The sequence below is a fragment of the Pseudoduganella aquatica genome (assembly GCF_020865585.1).
In the GTDB taxonomy this organism is placed as follows: domain Bacteria; phylum Pseudomonadota; class Gammaproteobacteria; order Burkholderiales; family Burkholderiaceae_D; genus Rugamonas; species Rugamonas aquatica_A.
Genome location: NZ_CP086370.1, coordinates 6,773,710 through 6,789,345, shown reverse-complemented (window position 1 = coordinate 6,789,345; position 15,636 = coordinate 6,773,710). Strand labels below are relative to the sequence as shown.

Annotated in this window: 13 protein-coding genes; 9 read left to right on the top strand and 4 right to left on the bottom strand. The window is 64.6% G+C overall.

What is annotated here, in order from left to right:
* Positions 1 to 7: 7 nt before the first annotated feature.
* The 3 genes from KT882_RS30330 to KT882_RS30320 all read left to right on the top strand — a co-directional run bounded on the left by KT882_RS30330 (position 8) and on the right by KT882_RS30320 (position 4,729).
* Positions 8 to 1,111 carry an aminopeptidase gene (locus KT882_RS30330; RefSeq protein ID WP_228894043.1) on the top strand — a complete coding sequence of 368 codons (1,104 nt, stop codon included), beginning with the start codon at positions 8 to 10 and terminating at the stop codon, positions 1,109 to 1,111.
* Positions 1,112 to 1,287: 176 nt separating this feature from the next.
* On the top strand, positions 1,288 to 2,982 hold the full coding sequence (locus KT882_RS30325) for a long-chain fatty acid--CoA ligase (protein WP_161071096.1): 1,695 nt from the start codon (positions 1,288 to 1,290) through the stop codon (positions 2,980 to 2,982).
* Positions 2,983 to 3,058: 76 nt separating this feature from the next.
* A complete protein-coding gene (locus KT882_RS30320) occupies positions 3,059 to 4,729 on the top strand; it encodes a long-chain fatty acid--CoA ligase (RefSeq protein ID WP_161071095.1) in 1,671 nt (556 codons plus the stop codon).
* Between the two features lie 51 nt (positions 4,730 to 4,780).
* On the opposite strand, the gene KT882_RS30315 is transcribed toward KT882_RS30320, so the two are convergent.
* Positions 4,781 to 6,373, bottom strand: a complete 1,593-nt coding sequence (locus tag KT882_RS30315; RefSeq protein WP_161071094.1) for an alkaline phosphatase D family protein — start codon at positions 6,371 to 6,373, stop codon at positions 4,781 to 4,783.
* A 5-nt stretch (positions 6,374 to 6,378) separates the two neighbouring features.
* The gene (locus KT882_RS30310) at positions 6,379 to 6,846 is read right to left on the bottom strand and encodes an acyl-CoA thioesterase (protein ID WP_371869327.1); all 468 of its coding nucleotides are present in this window, start codon (positions 6,844 to 6,846) and stop codon (positions 6,379 to 6,381) included.
* 63 nt (positions 6,847 to 6,909) lie between these two features.
* Here KT882_RS30310 and KT882_RS30305 point away from each other — a divergent pair, with 63 nt between their 5' ends.
* Positions 6,910 to 8,733 carry an ABCB family ABC transporter ATP-binding protein/permease gene (locus KT882_RS30305; protein ID WP_161071093.1) on the top strand — a complete coding sequence of 608 codons (1,824 nt, stop codon included), beginning with the start codon at positions 6,910 to 6,912 and terminating at the stop codon, positions 8,731 to 8,733.
* A 3-nt stretch (positions 8,734 to 8,736) separates the two neighbouring features.
* Here KT882_RS30305 and KT882_RS30300 read toward each other — a convergent pair whose 3' ends face one another.
* A complete protein-coding gene (locus tag KT882_RS30300; RefSeq protein ID WP_161071092.1) occupies positions 8,737 to 9,249 on the bottom strand; it encodes a hypothetical protein in 513 nt (170 codons plus the stop codon).
* Between the two features lie 126 nt (positions 9,250 to 9,375).
* The gene (locus tag KT882_RS30295; protein WP_228894042.1) at positions 9,376 to 10,635 is read right to left on the bottom strand and encodes a dicarboxylate/amino acid:cation symporter; all 1,260 of its coding nucleotides are present in this window, start codon (positions 10,633 to 10,635) and stop codon (positions 9,376 to 9,378) included.
* 195 nt (positions 10,636 to 10,830) lie between these two features.
* On the opposite strand from KT882_RS30295, the gene KT882_RS30290 reads away from it, so the two are divergent.
* The 5 genes from KT882_RS30290 to KT882_RS30270 all read left to right on the top strand — a co-directional run bounded on the left by KT882_RS30290 (position 10,831) and on the right by KT882_RS30270 (position 15,584).
* Positions 10,831 to 11,556: an amino acid ABC transporter ATP-binding protein gene (locus tag KT882_RS30290; RefSeq protein WP_161071090.1), complete on the top strand. Its 726-nt coding sequence runs from the start codon at positions 10,831 to 10,833 to the stop codon at positions 11,554 to 11,556.
* Between the two features lie 131 nt (positions 11,557 to 11,687).
* Positions 11,688 to 12,644, top strand: a complete 957-nt coding sequence (locus KT882_RS30285; RefSeq protein WP_161071089.1) for an amino acid ABC transporter substrate-binding protein — start codon at positions 11,688 to 11,690, stop codon at positions 12,642 to 12,644.
* A gap of 21 nt (positions 12,645 to 12,665) precedes the next feature.
* Positions 12,666 to 13,418: an amino acid ABC transporter permease gene (locus KT882_RS30280; RefSeq protein WP_161071088.1), complete on the top strand. Its 753-nt coding sequence runs from the start codon at positions 12,666 to 12,668 to the stop codon at positions 13,416 to 13,418.
* Between the two features lies 1 nt (position 13,419).
* On the top strand, positions 13,420 to 14,112 hold the full coding sequence (locus KT882_RS30275; RefSeq protein ID WP_228894041.1) for an amino acid ABC transporter permease: 693 nt from the start codon (positions 13,420 to 13,422) through the stop codon (positions 14,110 to 14,112).
* A 32-nt stretch (positions 14,113 to 14,144) separates the two neighbouring features.
* On the top strand, positions 14,145 to 15,584 hold the full coding sequence (locus KT882_RS30270; RefSeq protein ID WP_187358607.1) for an amidohydrolase family protein: 1,440 nt from the start codon (positions 14,145 to 14,147) through the stop codon (positions 15,582 to 15,584).
* Positions 15,585 to 15,636 lie beyond the last annotated feature (52 nt).

Genomic DNA, 15,636 nt, shown 5'->3' with positions numbered 1-15,636 from the left:
ACAGTTAATGCGCGCCAGATTCTGGCTGGCGGCGGGGGCGTGCGCATTGATGCTGGCCGGCTGCGCCCAGTTTAAGTACTACTTCCAGGCGGCCCAGGGCCAGTACGCGCTCTGGTCCGAAGCCCGCCCCATCGAAGACTGGCTGGGCGACCCCACTACCGACCCCAAACTCAAGGCGCGCCTGGAAAAGGCGCTGCTGATACGCCGCTTCGCCGTCAAGGAACTGGGCCTGCCGGACAATGCCAGCTACCGCAACTACGCCGCCCTGAACCGCCCCTACGTGCTGTGGAACGTGGTGGCCACGCCCTCGCTGTCGCTGCGCCCCATCCAGTGGTGCTTCCCGGTGGCGGGCTGCGTCAGCTACCGCGGCTACTACAGCAAGGAGGATGCGGAAGCCTACGCCGACGAACTGCGCAAGGAGGGCAACGACGTGCAGCTGGGCGGCGTGCCGGCCTATTCCACACTGGGCTGGTTCAGCGACCCGCTGCTGTCCTCCTTCATCAATTATTCGGACGCCGAACTGGCGCGCATGGTGTTCCACGAGCTGGCGCACCAGGTGGCCTATATGCAGGGCGACTCGCGTTTCAACGAAGCCTTCGCCACGGCGGTGGAGGAGGCCGGCGTGCAGCGCTGGCTGGACATGTACGGCAACCCGGCCATGCGCGAGGCCTATGACCGCTACAGCGCGCGCCGGCGCGACTTCCTGGACCTGCTGGTGCGGCACCGCGCGCTGCTGGCGTCGAACTATGCGCGCAAGGTCAGCGACAAGAAAAAGCACGAGGAGAAGCTGCGCATCTTCGCCGCGCTGAAAGAGGAATACCGGCTGATGAAGATCAACAGCTGGGGCGGCTACACGGGCTATGATCGCTTCTTCGCCGAGCCGCTCAACAACGCCCATCTTGCATCTGTTGCAACCTATAATGATTTTTTACCGGGCTTCCGCGCCTTGCTGGTGCAGGAAAAAACCTTCCCGCGTTTTTATGCTGCGGTGCAAGGCATGTCTACTCTGAGCTTGTCCGAACGGCAGGCTCGCCTGCTGCATCTGGGGCAGCCGCCGCCACCCCAGCCCGATACGGTCGCTACGCAATCGATAGCTTCGCCGGAACGGTGAAATTTGCTGCGCCGCAGCAGATCTGGCCGGGGCAGTCATCGATAGAGCAGGGGTTCGAAATCTGCAAAAGCGCTTGCATACTAGCGTTGCGCCCGATAGCATCTTACTCAGTTTGTGTACGAGCGTACTATTTTTGTTTGCCACCCAAAAAAACATATTAAGAGACGAGGCACAGGATGGAGAAAATTTGGCTGCAGTCGTACCCCCCCGGCGTGCCGGCGGAGATTGATCCGAACCAATACCGCTCGCTGGTGCATCTGCTGGAGGAGTCTTTCCAGAAGTATGCGGACCGCAACGCTTACGTGTGCATGGATAAATTCCTCACGTATGCCGAGCTGGACAGCTACTCGAAGCGCCTGGCGGCCTGGCTGCAAAGCCGCAGCCTGAAAAAGGGCGCGCGCGTGGCGGTGATGATGCCCAATGTGCTGCAGTACCCGATCGCCATCGCGGCCATCCTGCGCGCCGGCTATACCGTGGTCAACGTCAATCCGCTGTACACGCCGCGCGAGCTGGAGCACCAGCTGAACGACTCCGGCGCCGAAGCCATCCTCATCCTCGAAAACTTTGCCACTACGCTGGAGCAGGTGCTGCCGCGCACCAAGGTCAAGCATATCGTGGTGGCCAGCATGGGCGAAATGCTGGGCGGCCTGAAGGGCGTGATCGTCAACTTCGTGGTGCGCAACGTGAAGAAAATGGTGCCGGCCTTCTCGCTGCCGAACGCGGTGCGCTTCAAGGACGCGCTGTCGCAGGGTGCGGGCATGAAGTTCGTGCCGGTGGACCTGCAGGCTTCCGACGTGGCCTTCCTGCAGTACACGGGCGGCACCACCGGCGTGTCCAAGGGCGCCACGCTGACCCACCGCAACATCGTGGGCAACCTGCTGCAGAACGAAGCCTGGGCGCAGCCGCGCCTGAAGACGCTGCCGGCCAGCGAGCCGCTCACCATCGTCTGCGCGCTGCCGCTGTACCACATCTTCGCGCTGACGGCGTGCGCCATGTGGGGCATGCGCATGGGCGCGATGAACATCCTGATACCTAATCCGCGCGACATCGGCGGCTTCATCAAGGAACTGTCCAAGTACAAGTTCAATATGCTGCCGGCCGTGAACACGCTGTACAACGCGCTGGTGAACCACCCCGAGTTCGCCAAGCTGGACTTCTCCGGCGTGGTGATCTGCAATGGCGGCGGCATGGCGGTGCAGCAGGCCGTCAACGACAAGTGGCTGAAGGTGACCGGCGTGCCGATAATCGAAGGCTACGGCCTGTCCGAGACCTCGCCCACGGCCACCTGCAACCGCGCCGACGGCACCGAGTTCACCGCCACCATCGGCCTGCCTGTGCCGTCGACCGACATCGCCATCCTGGACGACGACGGCAAGGAAGTGGCGCTGGGCCAGCCGGGCGAGATCGCCATCCGCGGCCCGCAGGTGATGGCGGGCTATTGGAACCGCCCGGACGAAACCGCCAAGGTCATGACGCCGGACGGCTACTTCAAGTCCGGCGACGTGGGCGTGATGGACGCGCGCGGCTATGTGAAGATTGTGGACCGCAAGAAGGACATGGTGCTGGTGTCCGGCTTCAACGTCTACCCGAACGAAGTGGAAGGCGTCATCGCCGCTCATCCCGGCGTGATGGAGTGCGCCTGCGTCGGCGTGCCGGACGAGCATTCCGGCGAGGCGGTGAAGGTGTTCGTGGTGCGCAAGGACCCGAACCTGACCGTGGACACGCTGATGGCCTACTGCAAAGAAAACCTGACCGGTTACAAGAAGCCGAAATACATCGAGTTCCGCGACGAGCTGCCGAAGACCAACGTCGGCAAAATCCTGCGCCGCGTGCTGCGCGACGAAGTCGTGGGCCAGAAGAAGGCTGCTTAACACTGCCGGCCTGCAGGTGCAACCGCCTGCAGGCCAGGCGGTTTTTTTATCGAATAATGATTGAACGAGGCTACAGATGGACAAGATTTGGTTGAATTCCTACCCCGAAGGCGTACCTGCGGAAATCGACAACACGCAATACAGCTCGGTGACGCATTTGCTGGAGGAGTCTTTCCGTCAGTACGCCGACCGCAACGCCTATGTCTGCATGGACAAGTTCCTGACCTACCGCGAAGTGGACCAGATGTCCCGCCAGCTGGGCGCCTGGCTGCAAAGCAAGGGCCTGCAAAAAGGCGCGCGCGTGGCCATCATGCTGCCCAATGTGCTGCAATATCCGGTGGCCATGGCCGGCATCCTGCGCGCCGGCTACACGGTGGTCAACGTCAACCCGCTGTACACGCCGCGCGAGCTGCAGCACCAGCTGAATGACTCCGGCGCCGAAGCCATCATCGTGTTGGAGAACTTCGCCACCACGGTGGAGCAGGTGCTGGCGAACACCAAGGTCAAGCACGTGATCGTGGGCAGCATGGGCGACCTGCTGGGCGGGCTGAAAGGCGCCATCGTCAATTTCGTGGTGCGCAATGTGAAGAAGATGGTGCCGGCCTACTCGCTGCCGAGCGCGGTCAGCTTCAAGAAAGTGCTGGCCGAAGGCTCGCGCATGACGCTGCAGCCGGTGCAGCTGGGCCATGAAGACATCGCCTTCCTGCAGTACACCGGCGGCACCACCGGCGTTTCCAAAGGCGCCGTGCTGCTGCACCGTAATGTGATCTCCAATGTGCTGCAGAACGAAGCCTGGCTGGGCCTGGACACCAGCGGCAAGCAGGTGGTGTTCGTGTGCGCGCTGCCGCTGTACCACATCTACTCGCTCACCATCAGCGCCTTCATGGGCATGCGCTTCGGCGGCCTGAACATCCTGGTGCCGAACCCGCGCGACATTCCCGGCTTCGTCAAGGAGCTGGCCAAGTATCCGGTGGTGGTGTTCCCGGCCGTGAACACGCTGTACAACGCGCTGCTCAACAACCCCGACTTCGCCAAGCTGGACTTCTCCAGCTACAAGGTGTGCAATGGCGGCGGCATGGCCGTGCAGCAGGCCGTGGCGGACCGCTGGCTCAAGCTCACCGGCACGCCGATCATCGAAGGCTACGGCCTGTCCGAGACCTCGCCGGTGGCCACCGCCAACCGGGTCGACATCAAGGAATTCACCGGCACCATCGGCCTGCCTATCCCCTCGACCGAAATCAAGATCCTGGACGACGACGGCGTGGAAGTGGCGCTGGGCCAGCCGGGCGAAATCGCCATCCGCGGCCCGCAGGTGATGGCGGGCTACTGGCAGCGTCCGGAAGAAACCGCCAAGACCATGACGGCGGACGGCTTCTTCAAGACCGGCGACGTCGGCATCATGGACGAGCGCGGCTACACCCGCATCGTGGACCGCAAGAAGGACATGATCCTGGTGTCCGGTTTCAACGTCTACCCGAATGAAGTTGAAGGCGTGGTGGCGGCGCATCCGGGCGTGCTGGAAGTGGCGTGCATCGGCGTGCCGGACAAGAATTCCGGTGAAGCGGTCAAGCTGTTCGTGGTGCGCAAGGACCCGAACCTGACTGCCGAAGACATCCAGGAATTCTGCAAGCACGAACTGACGGCCTACAAAAAGCCCAAATACATCGAGTTCCGCGACGAGCTGCCGAAGACCAACGTCGGCAAAATCCTCCGCCGCCAGCTGCGCGACGAAAAGCAAGCCGCCTAGTTTTTGAAAAAACAAAAAGGGGTCAGGGTTAATTAAAAGTGCAACTTTTAATTAACCCTGACCCCTTTTTCCTTTTTCTTTTGCGGAAACGGTGAAGGAGGCGAGGGGGGCGATGGGGCTGGCGGGGTTGCGGACGTCGGCCAGGCCCTGGAACAGCACGCCGCTGCGCTCGGGGCGGATGTCGAACAGCATGTAGCCGCGCTTGTCGCTGCGGCCGTATTTGAGCTGCGGGTTCATGTCGACGTATTGCTGGGTGCGCGCCTGCGGCCGCGAGCTGGAGGTGATGGAGGTGCCGCAGAACTCGCTGGCCAGCACCGGGTTGCCGGGGCCGGCCGGGCGGCGCGCGTCGCGCGTGAGCTCGGCGGCGTAGAAAGTGTGCACGTCGCCGGAGAGCACCAGCGGGTTGGCCGCGCCGCTCGCTTCGAGCGCGTCGTACAGGCGCTGGCGCGCGGCTGGATAGCCGTCCCAGCCGTCGGTCCAGTAGCGGCCGTCGCCGTCTTTTTCCAGCGCCACCTGGCTGCTGCCCGCCATCAGCGTCTGCTGCGCCAGGATGTTCCAGCGCGCTTTCGATTCCTTCAGCCCCTGCTCCAGCCAGCGCTGCTGGCCGGCGCCCAGCATCTCGCGCGCGGGGTCGCGCAGCTCGGCGCACTCGCGCCAGTAGACGGAACTCGAGCCGCCTCGCCCCACGGTGCAGGCTTGCGGCGTGCGGTACTGGCGGTTGTCGAGCACGTGGAAGCGCGCCAGCCGGCCCCAGTCGTAGCGCTGGTGCATGCGCAGCGAGCCGTAGCCGCCGTTTTGCAGGTCGAGCCGGATGGGCTGGTGCTCGTAGTAGGCCTGGTAGGCGGCGGCGCGGCGCGCGGCGAAGCTCGGGGACAGGCGTTCGTCGCGCTCGCCCGCGTAGTCGTTGGCCACTTCGTGGTCGTCCCAGGTGAGTACCCACGGCGCGGCATGGTGGGCCGTTTGCAGGTCGGGGTCGCTCTTGTATTGGGCGTAGCGGGCGCGGTACTGCTCCAGCGTAAAGCTTTCGTCCACCCGCTTTGCGCTCTGCGGATGCTGGCGCTGGTAGGGGCCCCATTCGTAGATGTAGTCGCCGAGGAAGGCCACCAGATCGGGCGCGGCGGCGGCGATGTGGCGGTGCGCGGCGTAGCTGCCGAATTCCCAGTGCTGGCAGGAGGCTACGGCCAGCTTGAGCGCGGACGGCATGCTGTCCGGCGCGGGCGCGGTGCGGGTGCGGCCCACGGGACTGACGGCGTCGCCCAGCATGAAGCGGTACCAGTACCAGCGGTCCGGTTCCAGGCCCGCCGCGTCCACGTGCACGCTGTGCGCCAGTTCGGGCGCGGCCAGCGCCGTGCCCTTGGCGGCGATGCTGCGGAAGGCTTCGTCGCGCGCCACTTCCCAGCGCACGCTGAAGGCCAGCGGCGGCATGGCGGCGGCGTTGAACGGGTCGTACAGGATGCGGGTCCACAGCACCACGGCGGTGGGCAGCGGCGAGCCGGAGGCCACGCCGAGGGAGAAGGGATAGCCGGCTTGCTGCGGGCCGCGTTCGGGCGCGCTGCGGGCCAGCGTGGCGCCGGCCGCCGTCATGGCCGCCAGCGCCGACAGCCGGGCGCCGCCCAGCAGCAGGATGCGGCGCCCCGGCTGCATGCGGCTTAGAGCAGCGATTCCAGCGGCGGCACCTGGCGCGGCTTGCGGTCCGGGCCGGTGGCGACGTAGGTCAGCGTGGCTTCGGTCACCTTGACGGTGCAGGCCTGTAGGCGGTTGCGCTCGGCGTACACTTCCACGTTGACGGTGATGGAGGTGTTGCCGACCTTGATGATATCGGCGTAAAAGGACAGCAGATCGCCGACGAAGACCGGATTTTTGAATACGAAGGAATTCACCGCCACGGTGGCCACGCGGCCGTTGGCGCGCCGGGTGGCGGGCAGGGAGCCGGCGATGTCCACCTGGGCCATGATCCAGCCGCCGAACACGTCGCCGTAGACGTTGGCGTCGGAAGGGGCGGGCATCACGCGCAGTTCGGGCATTTTCCCCGGCGGCAGGCCGCGCCGCTCGGGGGCCCGCAGCGCTTGCTGCTGCTGCGTGGCGGAGGGGACTGTGGTGTTTTCAGGCGTGGTCATCGTGAAGTCTCGCTAAGGGCTACAATTGGGATTGATTGTAAACCACGGAAGCCTCGTTCCACCATGCGCCGCTCAGCCACCTCTACCCCACCTCCGCCAGACGCCGCCGGCAAGCCGCCGCGCAGCGATATGGCCACCCTGAAAACCCTGATCCCCTATCTGTGGGTGTACAAATGGCGCGTGCTGCTGGCGCTGCTTTGCCTGATCGGCGCCAAGCTGGCCAACGTCGGCGTGCCGGTGGTGCTGAAAAAGCTGGTGGACGACATGACCATCACGCCGTCCCACCCGCAGGCGCTGCTGGTGCTGCCGCTGGGCGCGCTGGTGGCTTACGGCCTGCTGCGCCTGTCCACCACGGTGTTCACCGAGCTGCGCGAATTCCTGTTCGCGCGCGTGACGCAGCGCGCCGTGCGCACCATTGCGCTCAAGGTGTTCCGCCATCTGCATTCGCTGTCGCTGCGCTTCCACCTGAACCGCCAGACCGGCGGCATGACGCGCGACATCGAGCGCGGCACGCGCGGCGTCGGTTCGCTGATCTCGTACACGCTGTTCAACATCCTGCCCACGCTGGTGGAGATTACGCTGGTGCTGGGCTACCTGGTCACGCATTACGACATCTGGTTCAGCGCCATCACCTTTGTGGCGCTGGTGTCCTACATCGTGTTCACCATCACCGTGACCGACTGGCGCACCCACTTCCGCCGCACCATGAACGACCTCGATTCCAAGGCCAACACCAAGGCCATCGACTCGCTCATCAACTATGAAACCGTGAAGTACTTCGGCAACGAGGACTACGAGGCCAAGCGCTACGACGAGGGCCTGCAGCGCTACGAGTCGGCGGCGGTGAAGTCGCAGACTTCGCTGTCCCTGCTGAACACGGGCCAGTCGCTGATTATCGCCACCGCCGTCACGCTGATACTGTGGCGCGCCACGCAGGGCGTTATCGACGGCAAGATGACCCTGGGCGACCTGGTGCTGGTGAACGCCTTCATGATCCAGCTCTACATTCCGCTCAACTTCCTGGGCGTGATCTACCGCGAGATCAAGCAAAGCCTGGCGGACATGGAGCGTTTGTTCTCGCTGCTGGACCAGAACCGCGAAGTGGCGGATGCGCCGGACGCGAAGGCGCTGCACACGCAGGGCGCGCAGGTGCGCTTCTCGCACGTGGACTTCAGCTACGAGTCCAAGCGCCAGATCCTGTTCGACGTGGACTTCACCATCGCGGCCGGCACCACCACGGCGGTGGTGGGACACAGCGGCTCCGGCAAGTCCACCCTGTCGCGCCTGCTGTACCGCTTCTATGAGGTGAACCAGGGCGCGATCACCATCGACGGCCAGGATCTGCGCGCGATCACGCAGGACTCGCTGCGCCACGCCATCGGCATCGTGCCGCAGGATACGGTGCTGTTCAACGACACCATCGAGTACAACATCGCCTACGGCAAGCCCGGTTCCAGCAAGGAGGACATCGTGGCGGCAGCCAAGGCGGCGTCCATCCACGACTTTATCGCCAGCCTGCCGGACGGCTACGCCACCATGGTGGGCGAGCGGGGGCTGAAGCTGTCCGGCGGCGAGAAGCAGCGCGTGGCGATTGCGCGCACGCTGCTCAAGAACCCCGCCATCCTGATCTTCGACGAAGCCACGTCGGCGCTGGACTCGAAGGCCGAGCAGGCCATCCAGGCGCAGCTCAAGGAGATCGCCAAGCACCGCACCACCATGGTGATTGCGCACCGACTTTCCACGGTGGTGGATGCGGAGCAGATCATCGTGCTCGACCACGGCCGCATCGTGGAGCGCGGCACGCACCAGTCGCTGCTGGCCGCCGATGGGCTGTACGCCCAGATGTGGCAGCGGCAGCAGGCCAAGGTGGAAGAGGAAGTGGAGTAAGGCTTACAGGCAGGTCTCCACGTAAGCCACCGCAGGCTGCATGCCGGCGCGGATCTTGGTGATGGCCTTGCCGTCTTCCTCCATGATGATGGCCGCCTTGCCGTCGCCACTGCTGGCGGTGAGATAGTGGCCTTCGGGCAGGTATTTGTGCGGTCCCACCGCCAGCGCGGGCGCCTTTTTCTTCGCCGCGTCCAGCGTGTCGCCGCTGGCGATACCCAGGCTGTTTGCGACGCCGGCGTCCGCGTCGGCGCGCGTGATCTTGCCCTGTTCAACCATGAAGCGCACGCCCTGGATGCCGGGGAAGCGCACCATGCTGCACGCCGGGTCGTTGGCCCCCAGCGCTACGCTCTTCGCGCCCAGCTTCTGTTCCACGTCCGGCAGCTGCGCGCCGAAATGCACCGGGCCGTAGCCCTCGAAAGACAGCACCGGCGCGGCGCCAGCGGATGGCGCGGCAGGCTGCGGCGCCTTCGAGCAGGCGGCGAGTATCAGTAGTGCTCCAAGTGGCAGGTATCGCATGGGGGGCTCCCGTTGTGCTGACGCCGCCATGCTAGCAGGGCGCAGCGAATCCGCGCGCCCCAATGAAAAACGGCCCGGACGCAATCGCGTCCGGGCCGTCATGGCCTGGGCGGAGCCGGCGCCGTGTTACGGCAGCGGCGAATCCGACAGATCCTTGTCCAGCGGGGCAACCAGCTCGCCCTCCCACTTGGCCACCACGGCGGCGGCTACGCCGTTGCCGATGACGTTGGTGGCGGAGCGCGCCATGTCCAGGAAGTGATCGATGCCGAGCAGCAGCAGCAGGCCCGCTTCCGGAATGTTGAACTGGCCCAGGGTGGCGGCAATCACCACCAGCGACGCGCGCGGCACGCCGGCGATGCCCTTGGAGGTCAGCATCAGCACGGCCATCATGGCCAGCTGGGTGCCGAGCGGCATTTCAATGCCGTAGGCCTGGGCGATGAACACGGTGGCGAAGGTGCAGTACATCATCGAGCCATCCAGGTTGAAGGAATAGCCGATCGGCAGCACGAAGGAGGCGATGCGGTTGCGCACGCCGAAACGCTCCAGGCCTTCCAGCGTTTTCGGATAGGCCGCTTCGCTCGACGCGGTGGAGAAGGCCAGCAGCGCCGGGCCTTTCAGTTCGCCCATCAGGGCAAAGATGCGGCGGCCCAGGAAGATGAAGCCGGCCATGATCAGCAGGCCCCACAGCACGCCTATGCTCAGGTAGAACTCGGCCATGAACACGCCGTAGGTGCCCAGCACGCCGACACCGCTTTTGGCGATGGTGCCTGCCACGGCCGCGAACACGGCCACCGGCGCAAAGCTCATCACGTAGCCGGTGACTTTCAGCATGATGTGGGCGATGCCGTCCACCGCGTCGATCAGCGGTTCGGCCTTGACGCCCACCGCAGCGGCGGCGGTGCCGAAGAACAGCGAGAAGATCACGATCTGCAGGATTTCATTCTTGGCCATGCCGTCCACGATGGAGGCCGGCACCAGGTGGGTGATGAATTCCTTCAGCGACAGGCCGGAAGCGGCGATGCCGGAAGGTGTGGTCACCGCAGGCAGGTGGCCCACCAGCGCGTCGCCCGGACGGAACAGGTTGACCATGACGAGGCCCAGCAGCAGCGACATGACGGAGGCGATGAAGAACCAGCCCAGGGTTTTCAGGCCGATGCGGCCCACTTCCTTGGCGTCGCCCATGCGCGCAATGCCGACCACCAGCGTGGCAAATACCAGCGGAGCGATGATCATCTTGATCAAACGCAGGAAGATGGTGGTCAGATAGGACATATACTCGGCAAAGGCGCCGGGATTGGCCAGGCTGACATTGGCGAAATACCCCACGACGATGCCCAGCACCAGGCTTACCATGATGTAGGTTGTCAAATTATTGCGTGTTTTCATAGGCGGGGTTTCCTGTGGTAGTGTCTCTAAACTGCGCGCCATTGGGTAAATGGCCGGTAGAATGTTGTTGGTCTGATTAATAACTGTGCAAGTGTCGCAGTATCCTTGCGCGCCTGATGCGTGTCAAGGCAACTGTGTCGCGCGGAGTACATCGCGCGCAATACTGCCTGCGGGGGCGAATTTTAAACGCAAAAAATGATAGCCATAAAAAATCTCAACAAATGGTATGGCCAGTTCCAGGTGCTCACCGACTGCAGCACCGACGTGGCCAGGGGCGACGTCATGGTGATTTGCGGCCCGTCCGGCTCGGGAAAGTCCACTTTGATCAAGACCGTCAACGGCCTGGAACCGTTCCAGCAGGGCGAAATCATCGTCGACGGCACCTCGGTCGGCGCCAAGGGCACGGACCTGCCGGCGCTGCGCGCGCGCATCGGCATGGTGTTCCAGAATTTCGAGCTGTTCCCGCATCTGTCGGTGCGCGATAACCTCACGCTGGGCCAGATCAAGGTGCTGGGCCGCAGCAAGGACGAGGCCAATGAGCGCGGCCTGAAATACCTGGACCGCGTGGGCCTGCTGGCGCAGCAGGACAAATTCCCCAGCCAGCTGTCCGGTGGCCAGCAGCAGCGGGTGGCCATTGCGCGCGCGCTGTCCATGGACCCGATCGCCATGCTGTTTGACGAGCCGACGTCGGCGCTGGACCCGGAAATGATCAATGAAGTGCTGGATGTGATGGTGGGCCTGGCGCAGGAAGGCATGACCATGATGGTGGTTACCCACGAAATGGGCTTCGCGAAGAAGGTGGCCAACCGCGTGGTGTTCATGGACCAGGGGCGCATCCTGGAGGACTGTTCGAAAGACGACTTCTTCGGCGCGCCGCGTTCCGAGCGCGCCAGGGACTTTTTGGCGCGCATTATTCATTAGGCGGCGCTGGCGGGTTACGCGCTCTGCGCTAACCCGCCCTACGGGCCGACATCTTGTAGGGCGGGTTAGCGCGCAGCGCGTAACCCGCCATTGTGGCGCCTCACGTTGTTGAACTTCTTACCGGAGGAATCATGACGTTGAAAACACTGCTGGCTATCCTGACATGCGCGGCTTCCGTTTCGGCCGCAGCGCAAGAACTCACCGGCACCCTGGCCAAGATCAAGCGCACCGGCGCCATCACACTGGGCGTGCGCGACGCGTCGGTGCCGTTTTCCTACCTGGACGACAAGCAGCAATACCTGGGCTACTCGGTCGACCTGTGCATGAAAATCGTCACCGCCGCGCAGAAGCAGCTGGGCCTGACGTCGGTGAAGGTGACCATGAACCCGGTCACGCCCGCCAACCGCATTCCCCTCATGGCCAACGGCACCATCGACCTTGAATGCGGCTCCGCCACCAACAACGCCGAGCGCCAGAAGCAGGTGGCCTTCGCGCCCACCATGTTCGTGGTGGCCAACAAGCTGCTGGTCAAGAAGGGCTCCGGCATCCGCAGCCTGGCCGACATGAAGGGCAAGACCCTAGTGGCCACCGCCGGCACCACCACGCTCAAGCAGATGACCATCCTGAACAGCGAGATGAACCTGGGCATGACCATCATGATAGGCAAGGACCATCCCGAGTCCTTCCTGATGCTGGAAACCGGCCGCGCCGCCGCGCAGGCCAACGACGATATCCTGCTGGCCGCGCAGGTGGCCGCGTCCAAGAATCCCGGCGACTACGAGATCACCAAGGAGGCGCTGTCGGTCGAGCCCTACGGCATCATGCTGCGCCGCGACGACCCCGCCTTCAAGCAGCTGGTGGACGCCACGCTGACGCGCTTCTACCAGAGCGAGGACTTCAAGAAGCTGTACGACAAGTGGTTCATGTCGCCCATCCCGCCCAAGGGCATCAACCTGAATTTCCCCATGCCGCCGCAGTTGCAGGCCGTGCTGGCCAAGCCGACGGATTCGCCCGATCCGGCCGCCTATGTGGCCAGTGCGGCGGCGGTGCCGGCCGCGCAGCAAGCCGCCGCCAAGAAGAAGAAATAAGCCGGCGCGGGCGTCCACAGCATGAACTATCACTGGAACTGGCGCATCTTCTGGGAGGACTCGCCGGACGGCGTCCACACCTACTGGGAGACGCTGGTGGACGGCCTGCAATGGACGCTGGCCGCGTCGCTGTGCGGCTGGATCATGGCGCTGGCGCTGGGCGTATTGATCGGCACCGCGCGCACCTTGCCGCCCACGCGCAGCGGCGCGCTGCTGCGCCGCCTCGGCACCGCCTACATTGAACTGTTCCGCAACGTGCCGCTGCTGGTGCAGATGTTCCTGTGGTACTTCGTCATGCCCGAGCTGGTGCCGGCCGATACCGGCGCCTGGCTCAAGTCGCTGCCGAACGCGCCCTTCGTCACCGCCGTGATTTCGCTCGGCTTCTACACCTCGGCGCGGGTGGCTGTGCAGGTTACGGCCGGCATCGAGGCCTTGTCCGGCGGGCAGGGCACGGCGGCGCTGGCGCTGGGCCTGTCGCGCTGGCAGGCCTACCGCTACGTGCTGCTGCCGCTGGCTTTCCGCATCATCCTGCCGCCGCTCACCAGCGAATTCCTCAACATTATCAAGAACAGTTCCATCGCGCTCACCATCGGCCTGATCGAGCTTACCGCCAGCGCGCGCGCCATCCAGGAATTCTCCTTCCAGGTGTTCGAGGCGTTTTCCGCAGCCACGCTGATCTACGTCACCGTGAACATCATCGTGGTGGGGCTGATGCACCTGGTCGAACGCAAGCTGGCGCTGCCCGGCACCTTGCAGTCCGGCGGGGGACGTTGAGATGTTCGCCGGCTTTGACTTCGACGTCATCGGCCGCTCCTGGGCCTACCTGTTCCAGGTCGGCATGCTGTTCACGCTGGAGCTCACCGTATTCGCCATGCTGGGCGGCGTGGTGCTGGGCACCCTGCTGGCGTTGGGGCGCCTGTCGTCCATCCGCGCGTTGTCCCTGCTGGCCGCAGGCTATGTGAACCTGATGCGCGCGGTGCCGCTGGTGCTGGTGATCTTCTGGTTCTACTTCCTGGTGCCCTATATCGGCGCCTGGATTATCGGCTCGCCCGAGCCGGTGAAGGTGGGCGCGTTCTGGTCCGCGCTGATCACCTTCATCCTGTTCCAGGCCGCCTACTACTGCGAGATTATGCGCGGCGGCATACAGTCCGTGGCGCGCGGGCAGATGCTGGCGGCGCAGGCGCTGGGCATGGGCTACTGGCAGGTGATGGGCCACGTGATCCTGCCGCAGGCCTTCCGCAATATGCTGCCGGTGTTGCTCACTCAAACCATTGTGCTGTTCCAGGACGTGTCGCTGGTGTACGTGCTGTCGGTGGCGGACTTCGTCGGCGCCGCCAGCAAGGTGGCGCAGCGCGACGGGCGGCTGGTGGAAATGTATCTGTTCGTGGCGGTGGTGTATTTCGTGGCCTGCAGCGCCCTGTCCTGGCTGGTGCGCCGCTTGCATCGCAAAGTGGCCATCATCCGGTAATATGCGCGCACTTGAATTTTTAGGGAGCCGCCATGCCATCGATGAAAACCCTCTCCGCCGCGCTGCTCGCGCTTGGCCTGCTCGCCAGCGCGCACGCCGCCGACAAGATCGCCGCCGACCTGGTGCTGACCCAGGCCACGCTGATCGACGTTGCCGCCGGCAAGGCCGTCAAGGGCAAGTCCGTGGTGCTCAAGGGCGACACCATCCTGGCCGTGGTGGACGACAAGGCGCTGAAAAACTACGCGCCGAAAAAGACCATACGCCTGCCCGGCAAATACCTGATGCCCGGCCTGTGGGACACGCATATGCACTTCGGCGGCGGCCCCGAGCTGATCGAAGAAAACAAACAGCTCATGCCGCTGTACCTGGCGCACGGCATCACGGCGGTGCGCGACTGCGCGGGCGACCTGGCGGACACGGTGCTGGACTGGCGCGCGCAGGTGGCGTCGGGCAAGATGAGCGGCCCCACCATCTTCACGTCCGGCCAGAAGCTGGAAGGCTACAAGCCGCTGTGGAAGGGCACCATCGAAGTCGGCACGCCGGCCGAAGTGAGCGCCGCGCTGGACAAGCTGCAGGGCCAGAAAGTGGACTTCGTGAAGATCACCGAAAACACCCTCGCGCCGGCCATGTACCTGGAAGCGCTGAAGCAGGCCAGGGACCGCGGCATGCGCACGTCCGGCCACATCCCCGTGCAGCTCACGCTGGGCACCATGTTCGACGCGGGCCTGGGCACGGTGGAGCACCAGTCCTACCTGCTGCGCGCCGCCACGCCGCGCGAAGCCGAGCTGACCGCGCAGGTGGCCGACGGCAAGCTGACCGGCCGCGAAGCCGTGAAACTGAGCCTGGAAAGCTACGACGAAGCTACCGCGCGCGCCGCCTTCAAGCGCATGGCCGCCGCAGGCACCGCCGTGGTGCCCACGCTCTACGGCTCCTACGTCACCGCCTACCTGGACAAGAACGACCATAGCAAGGACGCCTACCTGCAATACATCGGCAAAGGCCTGCGCGCCACCTACGACTGGCGCGTGCAGCGCGCCGCCAAGGATGGTCCGGAAGCCATCGCCCTGCGCCACGCCATCTTTGAAAAGTCCGCCTCGCTGCTGCCGATACTGGCGCAGGAGGGCGTCAGCATCGTCGCCGGCACGGACGCGGGCTTCCTGAACTCCTTCGACTACCCCGGCCAGGCGCTGCATGACGAAATCGGCCTGTACGTGAAATACGGCCTCACGCCGGCGCAAGCGCTGCAAAGCGCCGTCGTCGCCGGTCCGCGTTTCCTGGGCAAGCTGGACCGCTACGGCAGCGTGGCCGAAGGCAAAGCCGCCGACCTGCTGGTGCTGGACGCGGACCCGCTGCAAGACATCGCCGCCACCCGCCGGATCCGCATGGTGGTCAGCCGCGGCGCCCCCTACGACCGCGCCGCGCTCGACAAGATGCTGGCCGATGTGAAAGCCTGGGTGGCTGCGCAGCCATAAGCTGCGGCGGGTATTTCACGCCATGAACGGGTAAAATGGCGGCATTCCTCAC

Excerpts from the sequence above, each read along its gene's own strand:
- KT882_RS30330 (WP_228894043.1), top strand. The coding sequence starts at position 8 with ATGCGCGCCAGATTCTGGCTGGCGGCGGGGGCGTGCGCATTGATGCTG.
- KT882_RS30325 (WP_161071096.1), top strand. The coding sequence starts at position 1,288 with ATGGAGAAAATTTGGCTGCAGTCGTACCCCCCCGGCGTGCCGGCGGAG.
- KT882_RS30320 (WP_161071095.1), top strand. The coding sequence starts at position 3,059 with ATGGACAAGATTTGGTTGAATTCCTACCCCGAAGGCGTACCTGCGGAA.
- KT882_RS30315 (WP_161071094.1), bottom strand. The coding sequence starts at position 6,373 with ATGCAGCCGGGGCGCCGCATCCTGCTGCTGGGCGGCGCCCGGCTGTCG.
- KT882_RS30310 (WP_371869327.1), bottom strand. The coding sequence starts at position 6,846 with ATGACCACGCCTGAAAACACCACAGTCCCCTCCGCCACGCAGCAGCAG.
- KT882_RS30305 (WP_161071093.1), top strand. The coding sequence starts at position 6,910 with ATGCGCCGCTCAGCCACCTCTACCCCACCTCCGCCAGACGCCGCCGGC.
- KT882_RS30300 (WP_161071092.1), bottom strand. The coding sequence starts at position 9,249 with ATGCGATACCTGCCACTTGGAGCACTACTGATACTCGCCGCCTGCTCG.
- KT882_RS30295 (WP_228894042.1), bottom strand. The coding sequence starts at position 10,635 with ATGAAAACACGCAATAATTTGACAACCTACATCATGGTAAGCCTGGTG.
- KT882_RS30290 (WP_161071090.1), top strand. The coding sequence starts at position 10,831 with ATGATAGCCATAAAAAATCTCAACAAATGGTATGGCCAGTTCCAGGTG.
- KT882_RS30285 (WP_161071089.1), top strand. The coding sequence starts at position 11,688 with ATGACGTTGAAAACACTGCTGGCTATCCTGACATGCGCGGCTTCCGTT.
- KT882_RS30280 (WP_161071088.1), top strand. The coding sequence starts at position 12,666 with ATGAACTATCACTGGAACTGGCGCATCTTCTGGGAGGACTCGCCGGAC.
- KT882_RS30275 (WP_228894041.1), top strand. The coding sequence starts at position 13,420 with ATGTTCGCCGGCTTTGACTTCGACGTCATCGGCCGCTCCTGGGCCTAC.
- KT882_RS30270 (WP_187358607.1), top strand. The coding sequence starts at position 14,145 with ATGCCATCGATGAAAACCCTCTCCGCCGCGCTGCTCGCGCTTGGCCTG.